11 protein-coding genes are annotated in these 15883 nt (G+C 56.1%); 4 read left to right on the top strand and 7 right to left on the bottom strand.

The annotated features are described in order from the left end of the window. Positions 1-266: 266 nt before the first annotated feature. From aspT to AC2TDA_RS16205, 4 genes are read left to right on the top strand one after another with little or no spacing between them, the layout of a single operon-like run. The gene (aspT, locus tag AC2TDA_RS16220) at positions 267-1952 is read left to right on the top strand and encodes an aspartate-alanine antiporter (RefSeq protein WP_480879740.1); all 1686 of its coding nucleotides are present in this window, start codon (positions 267-269) and stop codon (positions 1950-1952) included. An 18-nt stretch (positions 1953-1970) separates the two neighbouring features. After that, positions 1971-3587: a bifunctional aspartate transaminase/aspartate 4-decarboxylase gene (locus tag AC2TDA_RS16215; RefSeq protein ID WP_480847132.1), complete on the top strand. Its 1617-nt coding sequence runs from the start codon at positions 1971-1973 to the stop codon at positions 3585-3587. A 38-nt stretch (positions 3588-3625) separates the two neighbouring features. Continuing rightward, complete coding sequence (locus tag AC2TDA_RS16210) at positions 3626-5542, top strand: PAS-domain containing protein (protein ID WP_480879738.1); 1917 nt, start codon at positions 3626-3628, stop codon at positions 5540-5542. After that, positions 5542-6246, top strand: a complete 705-nt coding sequence (locus AC2TDA_RS16205) for a response regulator transcription factor (RefSeq protein WP_480847135.1) — start codon at positions 5542-5544, stop codon at positions 6244-6246. Before AC2TDA_RS16210 ends, AC2TDA_RS16205 begins: the two co-directional genes overlap by 1 nt. A gap of 86 nt (positions 6247-6332) precedes the next feature. Here the strand turns inward: AC2TDA_RS16205 and AC2TDA_RS16200 are convergent, their stop codons facing one another. The 7 genes from AC2TDA_RS16200 to AC2TDA_RS16170 form a co-directional block, all read right to left on the bottom strand. Then, positions 6333-6473, bottom strand: a complete 141-nt coding sequence (locus AC2TDA_RS16200) for a hypothetical protein (RefSeq protein ID WP_480879736.1) — start codon at positions 6471-6473, stop codon at positions 6333-6335. A 39-nt stretch (positions 6474-6512) separates the two neighbouring features. After that, a complete protein-coding gene (locus AC2TDA_RS16195; RefSeq protein ID WP_480879735.1) occupies positions 6513-7643 on the bottom strand; it encodes an HlyD family type I secretion periplasmic adaptor subunit in 1131 nt (376 codons plus the stop codon). Beyond that, complete coding sequence (locus tag AC2TDA_RS16190; protein ID WP_480879734.1) at positions 7627-9756, bottom strand: type I secretion system permease/ATPase; 2130 nt, start codon at positions 9754-9756, stop codon at positions 7627-7629. The genes AC2TDA_RS16195 and AC2TDA_RS16190 overlap by 17 nt, the downstream gene beginning before the upstream one ends. Next, a complete protein-coding gene (locus AC2TDA_RS16185; protein ID WP_480879733.1) occupies positions 9753-11090 on the bottom strand; it encodes a TolC family protein in 1338 nt (445 codons plus the stop codon). Before AC2TDA_RS16185 ends, AC2TDA_RS16190 begins: the two co-directional genes overlap by 4 nt. Beyond that, positions 11080-11901 carry a SapC family protein gene (locus AC2TDA_RS16180; RefSeq protein ID WP_480879731.1) on the bottom strand — a complete coding sequence of 274 codons (822 nt, stop codon included), beginning with the start codon at positions 11899-11901 and terminating at the stop codon, positions 11080-11082. Before AC2TDA_RS16180 ends, AC2TDA_RS16185 begins: the two co-directional genes overlap by 11 nt. A 65-nt stretch (positions 11902-11966) precedes the next feature. After that, on the bottom strand, positions 11967-13466 hold the full coding sequence (locus AC2TDA_RS16175) for a hypothetical protein (RefSeq protein ID WP_480879865.1): 1500 nt from the start codon (positions 13464-13466) through the stop codon (positions 11967-11969). Beyond that, positions 13467-15821, bottom strand: coding sequence for an Ig-like domain-containing protein (locus AC2TDA_RS16170; protein ID WP_480879729.1), 2355 nt, complete (start codon positions 15819-15821; stop codon positions 13467-13469). Between the last annotated feature and the right edge of the window lie 62 nt (positions 15822-15883).

The raw sequence follows: 15883 nt of genomic DNA, 5'->3' as shown, positions 1-15883 counted from the left end.
GAAGTGAAACACCAGATTGCTGCAACGTGTTTGTGCCAACCTGTTGGAATTTTTAGGTTCAGGGTGCGCTGCGGTTACAGTGGGGCGAGCGAGTCGAGCCGGGACATATTCCAAAAAATGTAGACAAACGAGATACTAAAGGTATCGTTGCCACGAAGATTTCTAGTTTTGATTGAGTGGTGTCAGGCAAATGACGGGGCCATCAAGGGACCCTCCCGTCGACGTTTCATCCGACCTGTTGCACGTCTGCGCTTAGGAGGAATTTCATGATCAATTGGTTTGTGAATATTCTGCAAACTTACCCGGAACTTGCGGTTTTTCTTTCCATCGGCATCGGGTTTCTGGTTGGCCCCTGGAGGTTGATGGGCTTCAGTCTCGGAACCGTCACTGCAACCCTGCTGGCGGCCGTTGTAATCGGACAAGCGCATATCGACATCGATTCCGCGGTCAAATCTACCTTTTTCATAATGTTCATTTTCGCCGTTGGTTATGGTGTCGGCCCGCAATTCATACGCGGCCTCAAGGTCGATGGGGCACGGGAAGTTTTTTTCGCGCTCAGCGTTCTGGCTCTTTGCCTGATCATTCCATTGGTGGCAGCCAAGGTGGCCGGGCTCGAGCTGGGTTATGCCGCAGGCCTTTATGCTGGTTCACAGACGATATCGGCCGCGATAGGCGTGGCCACTGACCAGATAGACCAGCTGGGCTTGTCGGCCGAGCAGACCAAGACCTACGCCAACCAGATTCCTGTCGCTTACGCGGTTACTTATATCTATGGCACTATCGGTTCCGCGATCATTCTGGCCAAGATCGGCCCTCGTCTGATCGGTGTTGATCTAGTTGCAGCCTGCAAGGAATACGAAGCCAAGCTGGGTGGCGGAACTGCTGTCGATACCGGGGAAGGTATCGTTTCGGCCTATCGCGCGATTGAAGCCCGGGCCTTTGAAATTCCGGAAGGCAGCGATCTGTTGGGGCAGCCGGTCAAGGATTTGTTGCCGGGTGTTCGCATCTATGCGGAACGGCTCCGTCGTGGCGACCAGATCATCGAAGTGGACGGCGATACTTTGCTTGAGGCCGGCGATGTCGTGATGTTCTCGGGCCGCCGCGCCGATTTGGTTGGGCTACTTGAGACCAATCTAAAAGAGGCCGATGCACCGGATCTGCTCAGTATCCCGTCGGAAAAATTGGATGTTCTTGTCACCAGCAAGCAAGTGCATGGCAAGACTCTGAAAGACCTCAGCAAGATGTCGATTGCTCGGGGGGTATACCTGTCGAAATTGATGCGGAACATGGTCGAGTTGCCATTGTTGCCCGGTACGGTTGTCCATCGCGGGGATATTCTGACATTGCAAGGCAGTAAGCGCCACGTCGAGGCCGCAATCGCCGAAATCGGTTATGCGGATCGGCCCGTGGACACGACCGATCTGGCCTTTGTCGGCTGGGGTATTTTTATTGGCGGCATTGTTGGAACGCTGGCCATCATGATGGGCGGCTTTCCCATAAGCCTGTCGACGACCGGGGGCGCCCTGTTGTCAGGGCTGGTCTTGGGTTGGTTGCGGACCGTGCATCCGACCTTTGGGCGCATTCCCGGGCCGTCGCTCTGGTTGATGAACACGCTGGGTCTGAACGTTTTTATTGCGGTGATTGGAATCACCGCAGGGCCGAGTTTTGTCGCCGGGTTACAACAGGCGGGTGTGGCGCTTTTGCTGTGGGGTATCGTCGCGACAACGCTGCCGATGATCTTTTCGGTCTATGTCGGTCATTACGTGTTTAAATTCCACCCTGCCATCCTTTTCGGCGCCTGCGCCGGGGCGCGCACGACCACGGCTGCTCTTGGAATGATCCAGGAAGCCGCACAAAGTCGCATTCCCGCCCTTGGCTATGGCATGCCCTATGCCATCGGCAACACGCTGTTGACCATCTTTGGCATGGTCGTTGTTCTGATCCTCAGTTGATTTGGAAAGGTTTTATCAATGGATAGAGTGAAGTTACACGACTACGAAGCGCTCAGCCCATTTCAAATCAAGGATGAGCTGATCCAGCTAGCCTCGGCTGAATCACGAAAGGCCAACAGTGCTTTTCTGAACGCCGGGCGAGGCAATCCCAATTGGATAGCCACGCGCCCACGCGAGGCTTTTTTTGCTCTGGGTCAGTTTGCGATCACGGAATCCAAACGGGTGATGAGCCATCCTGCCGGGCTGGGCGGGATGCCTGCAATGAAAGGATGCCATGCCCGCTTACAGGATTGGGCGGCAGAGAATGCCAAAATGCCCGGCGTCGACACCTTGGTCGATGTCATTGGACATGCCATCGCGGCCTTCGAGTTTGATGCAGATGAGTTCGTACACGAGCTGACAGATTCCGTCATTGGCGACAATTACCCGGTTCCTGATCGGATCCTGAAACACAACGCCGTCATTGCGCATGAATACCTGATGTGGGCTATGTGCCGGGGTCACCGCCCGGATACGGTATTTGATCTGTTCGCCGTCGAAGGCGGTACCGCCGCGATGTGCTATATTTTCAAGACACTTAAAGCCAACCGACTGCTGAACCCGGGCGACACAATAGCCCTGTGTACCCCTATCTTCACCCCGTATCTGGAAATGCCCGAGCTCGAGGATTACAGCTTGGAGTCTGTCCACGTGGAGACCGACGAAGAGGACGGATTCCAACTGACGGATGCGGCGGTGGAGAAACTGAAGGACCCAAAGGTCAAGGCGTTCTTTCTGGTCAATCCAGGTAACCCCTCTTCGGTCGCGCTGAGCACGGCGTCATTGCGGAAACTGGCCGATCTGGTGGAAAATCATCGCCCCGATCTAATCGTTCTGACCGATGATGTTTATGGCACTTTCGTTCATGACTTTACTTCGGTCATGGGGCATCTGCCGCGCAACACGATCGGGGTGTATTCCTATTCCAAATACTTCGGCTGCACAGGCTGGCGACTTGGCGTGATCGCAGTGGCGCAGGACAATATCTTTGACCTCAAACTTGCCGACCACCCGGAGGAGATCAAACAGACGCTCGACAAACGCTATGGCACACTCAGCCTGACGCCACGAGACATCCGCTTCATAGACAGACTGGTGGCCGACAGCCGCGACGTGGCACTGAATCACACTGCGGGACTGTCGCTGCCTCAGCAGGTGATGATGACACTGTTTTCTCTGTGCGAACTGGTGGACACGAAAAAGGCGTATCAAACCGCTTGTATGGAGTTGGTCCATCGCCGTTTCCAATTGCTAACCGACGCTATGGGCATCGAGGTCAAATCGGGTGAGCACTATGATGCCTATTACGGTATCATCGATTTTGAGTACTGGTTGCGCAAATATGTGGGCGAAGAGGTGGTGGAGTGGATCAAGAAGAACGTGCACCCGCTGGATATCGCCTTCAAACTGGCCGAGGACTACGGAATTGTGCTGCTCAACGGCAGCGGCTTTGATGCGCCTGACTGGTCGGCCCGGGTGTCGTTTGCCAACCTTCCTGACGAAGCGTACACCCAGATCGGCACTGCGGTACGTTCGGTTGCAAGGGGTTATGTTCAGGCCTATCGCGCGGCGAACAATCAACCACTTCACGGCTGAACCAGACCCCTACACCTGCGCCTGAACTGGTGCTACCCATGGGCGCAGGAGAGAATGATTTGAACGTTAGCGAACAGCGCATCAAGGCAATGACCACGGCCGGCCTGAACTTGATCGGTCAGGCCTTGTCGATTTACGACAGCCAGTTGCGGCTGGTTCTTTGCAACTTGCGGTTTCAGGAAATGTTTGACCTGCCCGACGATCTGGCACAGCCAGGCGCTCGGTTCCACGACACAATTCATTTTCTGGCCAGTCGTGGTGAGTATGGTGAATTGGCTGACGTCGACGAGATGGTATCGCAGCGCGTTGATCAAGCACTGGCGTTCGAACCACACTACATGGAGCGCACTCGCCCCAATGGTCAGGTAATTTCCGTTGAAGGCGCGCCTTTGCCTACGGGCGGCTGGGTGGCTGTTTACACGGACATTACCCGAACGAAACAGGCCGAGGACTTGTTGCGTGCCCGATCCGAGGAGCTGTCCGGCCAACTGTTGGACAGGGCGGAAGAACTTTCGGCCTCCAACCGGAAACTGGCCGCAACCATTACTGCATTGGAAGAGGCCAAGCGGCAGCTCACTGAAATCGAAGCCCGAACGCGCATGACAACCGAGATGATGCCGGCGCATATCGCCCATCTCGATGCGGATGCGCGGTATGATTATTCCAATCGTCGCCTCAGCGCGGTCATGCCCGGCCGCCCATCGGATATTCTGGGATTGCACATCTCGCAGGCTCTTGGTGCGGCGGCTTTTGAGCGAGTCAAACCGCATCTGGACAAGGCCTATAACGGCCAAACTTCGGTATTTGAGTTTACCGAGGATCAGGATCAACGCCGCATTCGGGTTTCGTTCACGCCAGATGGGTCAGGTGGCGTCTATGTGATGTCTGTGGATATTACCGAAGAGACGCAGACGCGTGTTGCCCTGCAGCAAACCCGCCGTCGTGAAATGGCGGCTCAAATGACCAGCGGATTGGCGCATGATTTCTCGAATCTGCTGACGATCATTCTGGGAATGCAGTCCAAACTGGCCAAGATGGGTCTGCCGGATGAGGCCGGCACGTTGGTTGCTGCGACCCAACAGACTGCGCGCCGTGGCGGACAGCTGCTGAACCGAATTGCGGACATGACCGGACACCGAACACCGCAGCCGCAGGCCACCGATATGCGGGCCTTGCTTGAGGATCTGCGGACGCTTGCCTCTCCTTCATTACCACGTGGGATGGGGCTTTCGGTGGTCAATACTTTGCCCGAAAAGGCATTAATGCTGGATCCCGGCATGGTGCAAGATGCACTGTTGAACCTTGTATTGAACGCGCGCGACGCATGTGGAGCCTCCGGCCAGATAACCATCAGCGCCCACGCCATAGGCCAGATTTGGGCGGAAATTACCGTCTCGGACACCGGTCCGGGTTTCTCTGCTGAAGCGCAGGAAAAAGCACTTAACCCGTTCTTCACAACCAAGGGCAGCGACGGATCCGGGCTGGGCCTTCCAATGGTTTATGACACGGTCAAACTGGCGGGTGGGGACCTGCAGTTGCGCAACACGCCGTCGGGCGCGTCTGTGGTTTTGCGTTTACCCTACCGGCCAGCACCACCTGCCCAATCTGGCCTTGTTCTGTTGGTCGAGGACCAGGACGATCTGCGTAGCCAGTTCCGCGATATGCTGGTCGATCTGGGGTGTACTGTCATTGAGGCTGCTTCGGTTGATGAAGCGATGGCGCTGACCGCCGATATCGAGGACATTGCGATGGTACTTTCGGATATTCGCCTTCAGGCTGAGGATACCGGACTCGACCTGATTGAACGCCTGAACGGTGCCGTGCCTTGCATCTTAATGACGTCGCTGCCCTATTCCGATCCATTGCACGTCCAGGCGCTTGCTGTGGCGCCAGTGCTGCACAAGCCGTTTACCAAAGCGCAATTGTCCGCGCTGATCAGAACCGAGGCCTCCTGATGACCCAACCGTTGGTTACAATCCTTGATGATGAACCGGAAATCCGACAAATCCTGACCGATACTCTGGAGGAGGCAGGATTTCGCACTCAGAGCTTTTCCCGTGCGCGCGAGTTTGAAGCCTCACTGAAACGGGTCACACCGGATGTCTGCCTGGTTGACCTGTCGTTGCCCGACACAGATGGGCTGGCGCTAGTACATCGTCTGGCACTGGAGCAGGGGGCCGCAGTCATCATCATTTCGGGTCGGGCACAAGTGCAGGATCGGGTAACTGGGCTTGAACTCGGGGCCGACGATTACATCACCAAGCCGTTTGATCCGGCTGAGGTGGTGGCAAGGATCCGTGCCCGCCTGCGCGCGCCCCGGAGCGGAGTGCAGGCTTCAGATGTGGCAAAATTCAACGGATGGACCGCGCAGTTTGATCGCTACGTATTGATTGACTCTGAGGGTTCAGAAACCCCGTTTAGCCACGCGGAAGGAGAGGTTCTGCGATTGTTCCTCGAAAGTCCAAAGCGCTTGATAAGCCGTGCCCGTATGCAGGAGATGCTGGGCGGCGGCGCCGGTGACAGTTTCGACCGCGCGATGGATGTTCGCATATCGCGGCTGCGCACAAAGCTCGGAGAAGACCCTAAAAACCCAAGATTGATCAAAACGATATACGGTGCCGGTTATATTTTCCTCGGGGATGTGGAGTGGCGACATTGATCTAATGCCCGGGCCGTTTTTTAAAGGATGCGCCGCCGGAACCTGATACCATAAAATGTGGAACAAGTTCTGTTTTGCAGCTGACTTTATTCGCGTAAAGCTTGGTCCTTTATCTTGAGAACTGGTTGAATCAGGTATTCAAGAACTGTTTTACGCCCCGACAGGATATCGACCTCAGCAATCATGCCTGGGATGATCTCGACGGCGATTCCACCTGCATCCAGCATTGTGTTCTCAGTGCGGATTTCAACAATGAAGACCTCTTCTTAGTTACGTTCCGATCGTGTGACGGTGTTGGCCCCGATGCGAATAATCTCACCTTGCAGGCCGCCATATCTTGCAAAATCATATGCCGTGATCTTGACCTTTACACGCTGACCAGAATGCAGAAACCCAATATCATCTGGCCGGACATAAGCCTCGACCAGCAATGAATCATCCAGCGGGACGACTTCAATCAATTCTTCACCGCTGCGGGCCAGCCCGCCGATGGTTGAGCGGTGAATCCTGTTAACCACTCCACGGACCGGTGTGCGAACTTGTGCCCGATCGGCGCGACTACGCAGCGCGGGCAGGGCAGGTTGAAGCGCTGCCAGCTCTGCCATGACCACCGCCAAATCGGTGAGCGCGGCGCTGCGAAATCGACTGCGGACGGACTTAATCCGATCGTCGACCTCGTCCAAGCCTGATTTTAGTCGCGTGATCACCGCCTCAGCCCTGACTTTGCGGCCTTTCCATTCCGCCTCGTTGCGGCGCAGATCAAGCAGAGTTGTAGTTGGTTCCATACGCTGCTCGACAAGCGGCGCCATGATTGCTCGTTCTTCGGCCAGAACTAATAATGTCTCATGCGCCATGACCTGATCAACCAAGCCTTCTTCGAGTTCCTGTTGCCGTTGCTGCCGTTGGCGTTCCAGGATGGCTATTTCGGCCATCAGCTCAGCTTGCCGTCCCTGATACAACGCTGTTTCCGATCGAACAACATCAGGAGCCCCCCGGATTAGCCGCGGTTCAAAAGCAAGATGCGTTTTGTCTATTTCCGCCTGTAGTCGCTGAGCCCGAGCCATCAGCCCAAATGCGCGCTGTTGTTCCTGGCTCAACTCGCTGTCAATCTGGGTTGCATCGAACTCCATCAACAAAGTGCCGGCGTCGACGATTTGCCCTTCGCGCACGTGCAAGGTCTGCAGAACGCCAGGTTCAGTCGCCTCGATCATTTGAATGTCGCCCGAAGGCACGATGCGTCCGTCCGCCCGCACAACATCATCCAGTTCCGTGAAGTTGGCCCAAAGACCCGCCGTCAACAGGCATCCCAGGATCACCAACAACAGCAGCGATCCACGCAACGGGGCACGCCCCCGCATCTCGCGCGCCAGAGTGTCCAGATCAGGATGCCGCGACATTCAGATGCCTCCTGGATTTGTCTGCATTTCTGGTCAACAGGCTTTTGGGCCCATCCGCGCCAACCTTGCCGTCCTCGATAACAATGACCCTGTCGACCAGTTCCAATAGGCTGGTGCGATGCGTCACAATCACCATTGTCGTGTTTCTTGTTGCTTCTTTTAGCCGTGCGATGACTTCGGCCTCATTCTTTACGTCCATCGCACTGGTAGGTTCGTCCAGCAGCAAGACCGGAGGGCAGCCGATCAGTGCCCGTGCCAGAGTGATGGCCTGTCTCTGGCCGCCGGAAAGACCTTCCCCTCGTTCCTCCAGCCGCAGGTCATATCCGCTGGGGTGCCGGGCGACGAACTCTTCGACACCGGCAATCCGACCCGCCCGGATCAGGGCTTCGTCGCTGGGGCGAACGGTGCCAGCGCTGATATTGTCTCGCACCGATCCGGAAAATAGCCAGACGTCCTGTAACACCGACCCTATGTTGCGCCGAAGGTCGCCCGGATCTATTTGCCTGATATCCAGGCCGTCCAACATCACCGATCCCACCCGTGGCTGGTAAAGTCCCAGCAACAGTCGGGCGACCGTACTTTTGCCCGAACCTATGCGACCGAGGATTGCCACCTTTTCCCCGGGCGCAACGGTGAACGATACGCCTTTCAGGGCGTCCTCCACCTGGTCGGGATAGGCGAAGTGGACATTGTTGAAGGTGATTCCACCATCGAAACTGGAGCGGCTGATCCAGTTGCGCCCTTCAGGGCGCTCACTTTCGGCACGCATCATGGCGTCCAGGTTTCGATAGGCGCTGCGCGCCTGATTTATGCGGGTTAAAGTCTGTGCCAACTGTCCCAGAGGTGCTAGTGCCCGCCCGGTCAACATGACGGAGGCAACAAGCGCTCCCATGCTTGCCTGGCCATCTGCGATCAGAAATACACCGTAGAACACAATCAAGACCTGAGCTGCTTGTTGCGTAAATCCGGTCAGGTTCAACGCAAGCTGGGTCACGGCCCTGCTTCGCATTCCGTGGTTCGATTGACGCTCGATTGCCTCTTCCCAGCGGCTTCGCATTTGTTGACCAGCAGCTGTGGTCTTGATGGTTTCAAGACCAGTGACTGCTTCGACAAGTACGGACTGTTTTGATTGGCCGTCCGCAAAGCTTTTTTCAGCCAACCGTGACAACAACGGTTGAATTGCCAGTCCAGTCAGCAAAACCACGGGTACGGCCAAGGCCGGTATCATCGCCAAAGAACCGCCAACCATATGGATCACAAAGATAAACAGACCGATGAAAGGCAGATCAACAACTGCAACCAGCGTGGCCGATGTGAAAAACTCACGTAACGTTTCGAATTCACGCACAGTGCTGGCCATCGCACCGGTTGATCCGGTGCGGGAGGTCATGCGGATGTTCAACAACTGGTCGAAGACACGCCGACCCATGAACAGATCAGCGTTCTGACCGGCGCGATCGATGAAGCCAGCGCGTAATATCTTGATAACAAAGTCAAAAACCAAAGCCAGGCAGACGCCGGTTGTTAAGGCAATCAAAGACTCGGTCGCCTCATTGGGAAGAACTTTGTCATACACGATCATTATGAAAATCGAGGTGGACAACCCCAGTACATTTGCCAATGCAGCCGCCAACGCGACCTGGGCGTAGGACCAGCGGTTCGCTGCCAGAGCTGACCAAAACCAGTGACCGCTTTGTTCCGTTGATCCGGGCGCAGAAGTTTCACGGTGTTCGCGCCGAAACAGCAGTGCATAGCCGGTGTATCTTTCGCTCAGTTGGCCTTCTTTCAGTTCGCCGATACCGTCTCCGATTGCCGGATCATAAATCAGCAAATCTCCTGTCTGCGAGCGGCCGTGATAGACAACGGCTCTGTCATTTTCCAACAGCAAAATCGCCGGGACCAGGGCGGCATCGAATAATCGAAGTTGTCGCGCTCCGAAACCCGCCTGAAGCCCGACTCGGTTCGCCGCGGCAATCACATCGCGGACGGAAATGTCGCTACCCTTTCCTGATTGGACCGCGTGCAGAGCAGCAACCGTCATGGGACGTTCGAGTGTGGTGGCCACATGGAGCACGCAGGCTTCCAGATCAGTCAATCGCATGTCGGTCATCATAGATCGATCCATTGGTTGAGCGTGATGCCGAACAGATCCAGAATGTCGCCTGTCAGGCTCAGTGCTGCATAGTTCGTCAGAAAGAAGCTCTGTTCCGCCAGAATGAGACGCTCTTGCGCGTTCACGAAATCCCGTTGCGCATCCAGAATTTCGATCAGGCTGCGGCGGCCAATTGAAAACTGCGCGCGGGCCGCGGCCACACTGTCTGCATTCGCGCGCATTGCGACCCGTGCATCGCGCAACCGTTCAGCACCGGCCTTTTGGTCCGAGCGAATGAAATCCAACTCGCGCCTGATTTCTCGAACCAATGCTTCGCGACTGGCTTCGGCTTCCTTTACACGGGCCTCGGCTGCTGCAATGGCAGCGCGACGTTGGCCTGTACTGTCCAACTCGTAATTTAAGGACAAATCTACGCCAAAATTTGCGTCCCTGCTATCGTCTTGGTTGGCAAAAGCCGCAACACGTATGTCAGGTTGGCGTCGTGCTTGCGCAGCTGCCCATTCCGCCTTGGCAGCCATCAGGCTGGCGTCTGCCCGCCGGACTTGTGGGCTGTCCATGACGATCTGTGTGTTGCTGCGGTTCAGATCCGGTGCCGCAACAGGTGGAGATAAACCGCCTGGCGCTGCACCAAAAACTTCACGAAACCGCGCTTCGGCCCGATCTGTCCGGGCTCGAGCATCTGCGAATCTGGTTCTGGCGTCAGCGACACGGGACCGAGCCGTCAGTACATCCGCATTTGACCCCAAGCCACCCGAAACGCGGTCAGCGATCTGTTGTTCGATCTCTTCATGTACTTCGACATTCTCTCTTGTGATCTCCAGGATTTCCCGACGATCCAGAACCAGAACATATGTTTCAATGGCTGCCAGCGCTGTCGCCGCCGCAGTCTGTATCTGGTCTCCGCGACTTTCCAGAACACGTGCTCGCGCAGCGACCAGATCACCTTTTGCCGCGCCTCCGTCGTAGACCAACTGGGAAACACGAAGATATGGAGAAACATCCGCGACATCAGAGTCTATGCGTTCAGATCTCGCATTCACACCCAACGAAACCTTCGGGAGAAACGCCCCTTGTGCAGCATCCCTTTCAGCTTGTGCAATATCCAATCGCGTGTCGCTTTGTGTAAGGTTAGGGCTGTCCTGCACCGCTAATCGCACTCGTTTCCCAAACGAACTATCAGTAATTCGGCTTGATGCTTGAACAGCTCCGGCTCCGGTGCTGCCTTCCGAAAACGACATCTCGACCGCCGACAAATCCGGTGCACGCGTGCAGGCAGTGAGTTGCAACACCAATCCCAGGGCAGTCACAACTCTGATGAGGCACCTAAACTGCATGGGCGATCTCCCAATCTGAATGCTCTACGGCGGAGTCCATGGCCAGTGCTGTGATGAACCCGCTCAGCTCTGCAGTGGGTTCAGTGGTTTGAGGCGTCAGGGAAGCGCGTTGATGAGCCCGTGCCAGCCAGTTGCAGTGTGAAAGAGAGACCTGATGTGCGTGGATCATCTGCATGGCCCCGCTGTTGAAGAGGACCGATATATGAGACTGTGGCAGGCGCTCCAGCCGCGACCCGTCAATTCCGAGCAGGCCATTGGGAAGGGGGTTGCCGTCATACTCCTGCAGCGGCGTGAACAGGTTCATCTCTTCAAGGATCAAACAAAGTTTGCGCGCTTCAGACAACGTGAATTCGCGGTTCTGAAAAAATCTGAGAATGTCGCGCAGTTCGGAAGTCAGTCTGCCGTCATTGGCAAAGAATGCCTGATCACGGTCATCCGTTGTTACCAGGCCAGACGCCTCGTTGACGTACAAACGGGACTGGCTGACACCGCACGGTGTTGTCTTATCCACTGGCTCAGCCAGGAAAGGGTAACACCGCAGCGCGGAGGGGACGTAACTTGCCAGCCAGCTTCCGCTTGGCGATACAAAAGGAGTTCCGGCGCCGCTGTCCATTGCTAACAAAGCGAATGGGTAGACGCTTTCCGCCTCTTTTCGAAATACGACGGGAAACGCTGCTGCCGCCAATAAAAGCTCAGCTTTGACTAGGAGGCATTCATTAAAGCCCTGCGCAAATTCATATGAGGTGTAACGACGCCAGTAACGATCACGATGGCGATCAATGCTTACTGGGAAAAGGCCATTCTGTGCCATGCTAACCCTTCGTGTTCGTTAGGGCGATGCGATCAGTCCGCATCGCCAGTGTTCGCACTCGTGGTTCAGGCCGACGCGCCTGTGGGATCAGTATGTAGAATATTGTCGGAGCTCAGCCCGCTAAGATCAGAGAGCCCGTCGAATTGGGCAAGTGTTTCAACAGAAGCAGTGCCTGGTGTCGTGAAATCGACCTTGACCAGTACACCGTCGGTTCCGTTGGTTGCCATGACGTAAATCTCGTCGCCGGATTTTGCACCTGCCAGCCCTTCTACGGCGGTCGCAATTGTGTCAACGGACAAATCTGCCAGCGTATCCTGAAGCCCGACAAACCCGGTATTGGTTCCCAGGGTATCCCCGACGATCAAGGTTTCTACGCCAGTACCGTTCCCTCGCAACGATGCAACGTCCAGCCCGTGGAATATCAGTGCATCGGAGACGTCCTCTGCAGAACCCAACGTGAATCCGTTGATGGTATCCACGCCATTGTCCGCTGGTGCAGCCTCAAACACTACAACATCCCGGCCTGCACCGGATATGTCGATGGTGTCGTCCCCATCCCCTCCGCGGACAACGTCGTCGATATCTGACCCAGTCAGACTGTCATCGCCGCTGGTGCCCAAAAGAAATTGTGATGGGCCACCATCAGGGGTTGTGATTGTCAGTTCGATTGGCTTCGTCGAATCCTGAACCGTCATGGTAAAGGTGACAATGGGTTGAGACAGGTCGCCATAACTTGTCGCAGCACCCGCAAAGCTGATGGTAGACGGACCAGCAGGACTTGCGAGAAACAGGTCGAAATCGCCGTTTTCTGTGTCTGATCCATTGTCATACGAAACAACCGACGGGTCAAAGCCAAGATCAGCGGTTACGGCCAGGCCACTGGAGATGTCCCGATCCGCGTCGGCGTACACTTCGAATGTTATCGTCGCACCGTTTTGATCCGCTTGGGTAATGATGTAGGCCGCAGGTGAATGTGCGGTCACATGATCTGATGCAGGGTCGGGGTCAGGTCCACCAGAGACCGCTGCCTGAGCTTCGAAATTCATCGCGTCCCCGGCAACAAGCCCTGCGAAATCCGAAGCCGGCAAGCTCAAGCTCCAACTGCCGTCCGCAGCAATGGTTGCGCTTCCTACGGAAACAGAATTGAGCGTCACATCCACTGATTGGCCTGCCGCTAGACCAGCCGAAGAGCCGGTTACCGTCAAACCGCCGAGCTGGGCATCGCTCAGCGCGACAGTTTCGTTTGTTCCAACTGGGTCAATGCTCAGGGTCGGCCTGAAATCGGTGGTCAGAGATGCTGTCGCGTCCGGAGCAGCGTTTCCGGCAATGTCCTGCACGGATGCCGTGACTGTATAGTTGCTGCTATCTGCCAAAGTTGCCAGATCCGCCGATGGAACCGTCGCGACCCAGGAACCGCCAGAAACCGTAGCCGTGTAGTTTTGCCCTCCCAGGTTAACAGTCACAATCTGTCCGTCTTCTGCCGTGGTCGTGCCGGTTACGGTCAGATCCGCCCCTTGTTCTCCGATGTCCAACACGGGGCCTATCGGTAATGGGTCGACCGTTATTTAAGGCGAATTGAAGTCTGTCCCAAACCTTGCCGATGCGCTGGCGCTGTTACCCGCCGCATCCGAAACAATGGCACTAACATCGTAGGTTTCGCCGTCTTGCAAACTGCTCAGCGAAGCGGCAGGGGCGGTGTATACCCAAGCACCACCGGTTACTGTTGCGGTACCGTTTACATCTACCGTACCATCGGGGCGGACAATTTCGATTGAAACAACCGTGCCGTCAGGAGCGTCCGAAGCGCCCGTCACAACCAGATCCGTCGACTGCTCCGCTGCATTCATGATTGCACCGTCAGACAATGAGGAAATGCTCAGAGTGGGGGCAGTAAAATCGGTGTCGAAACTGCCTGACGCTTGCGCTGCGGGGTTTCCTGCAGCGTCCGATACATCCGCCGTTGCAGTAAGTGTAGCTGCATCCGACAATGCGCTCAGGTCAGTAGAAGGGACAGTTACAGTCCACCCACCGCCGGTTGCTGTGCCGGAATAGGTTTGACCATTCAGGGCAACCGTTACAATCTGACCGTCCTCTGCTGTGGTTGAACCGGAAATGATCAGCTCTGTACCCTGCTCTACTGCGTTCATCACGGCGCCGTCCGAGAAATTGTCGATACTCAGAGCCGGGGCTGTTACGTCTTTGGACACCGCAACGTTGGCTTGTGGGGCAGAGAGCCCATCGGTGTCCGAGACATCCGCAGTCACGGTGAAATTTCCGCCGTCAGCCAAGGCACCCAGATCGGCACTGGGAACGGTTACCGACCAACTGTTGCCGGAAACAGTGCCAGTGTATGTCTGCCCATCGAAAGTTACAGTGACCTGTTGACCATCAGTTACATTGCCGGTCATCCCGCTGATGACCAAGTCAGCGCCAACTTCAACTGCGTTGATGCCTACACCCACAGACAGAGGTGTGATCGCGATCGTAGGTCCGGTCAGATCAACCGGTACGGAAACGGAGGCCGGAATGGCTGGGTTGCCTGACGTATCGCTGACCATCACACTGATCGTAGCCGGGGTGCCTGTCGACAGGCTTGCTAAATCGGCGCTTGGGACCGTTACACTCCAACCGCCACCCGAAGCGGTACCAGTGTAATCTTGGCCATCAAATGTCACGGTGACGGTCTGACCATCTTCGGCAGTTGTTGTTCCTGTTAGAACCAGATCGCTGCCCACATCCAAAAGGTCGATCAAGCCGCCGGCCACGGTATCCAACGTTACAGCGGGCGCACTGAAATCCGTTTCAAAACTGCTACTTGCCTGATCGGCCGGATTGCCGGCGAAGTCAGAGACATCAGCGGTCACGGAGATCGTAGAAGCATCGGGCAAAGAGGTCAGGTCCGCTGTTGGCACGGCGACGGTCCACTCACCGTTGGTGACTGTACCTGTGTAGGTCTGCCCGTTGATCGTTACCGAGACAGTCTGTCCGTTTTCAGCATCCGTCGTCCCTGAGATATTCAGGTCTGAGCCTTGCTCCACGGCATTCAGAATTGCCCCTGCTGAGAATTCAGAAATGCTGAGCGTCGGGGGAATTGTGTCAACGACGTACTCTACTGTTTCAACAGATATTTCGCCGCCACTGTCGTCCAAATTCCGAATTGTAACGATCGAAACCCCTTGCGAAAGACCAGCTGCCTCGACCTCAGTCAAAGACAGGCTCCAGTTTCCATCAGCGTCTGGCGTAACAACCTTTGTCAGAGACCCGATAGTGATTTCGACCGAAGCCGTGCCCTCTGGGGCGGTAAGATTGGCGCTGTTGTTGTTCAGCGCGTTCGCCTGCAATCCGGCGAGACTTAGGCTTGGCAGTTTTGGAGCAGGAGGAGTGACCCCAGTGTCGCCTCCATTGTTCGTGTCGCCCCCATTGTCGGAAGCATCGCTACCACCACCCCCTCCCGCTGCTGCGGCACCTGCCAACCCAACGCCGCCCAGAACAGCGCCGATGCCACTTACGCCACCGGTTGCGGCCGCACCGCCCGCCTCGGCGACTGCGCTGAATTCCACAATCTCGCCAACGGCGGCGTCGGCAATCATGATTGCTCCGTTTTCAAGGACCTGAACGTTCTCGGCGGCTACGATCAGTGTTCGACCATCCGCCATTTTCAGCTGCAGATCTCCGTTGGACAGCAGCTTGACCGAGCGAACGCCCGGGATCGATTCTGCAAACTGATAGGTGGCCAGCTCGGCATCAGTGGCTTGTGCCAGCGCGGGCAGGGCCATCAGCGTCGAACCCAGCCCACCGGCCAATCCTCGCCCGGCCCATTTTTGAAGCTTGCCATCGATCCACTTGCGGACATGACGATTGCGCCCTCTTTCAGGAAGGTTTTCCGAATTCTCGTTGGTCGAAACGGGTTTTTTGGTCATGATGCCCTCACATTTAACGGTTGCAATCTGCCGGGATACGCCCCGGAAATCGCAGGGATTTG

The sequence above is a fragment of the Ruegeria sp. HKCCD6426 genome (assembly GCF_057221115.1).
Note: the sequence above shows the minus strand (reverse complement) of the source record. Positions and strands in the feature narration are given on the sequence as shown.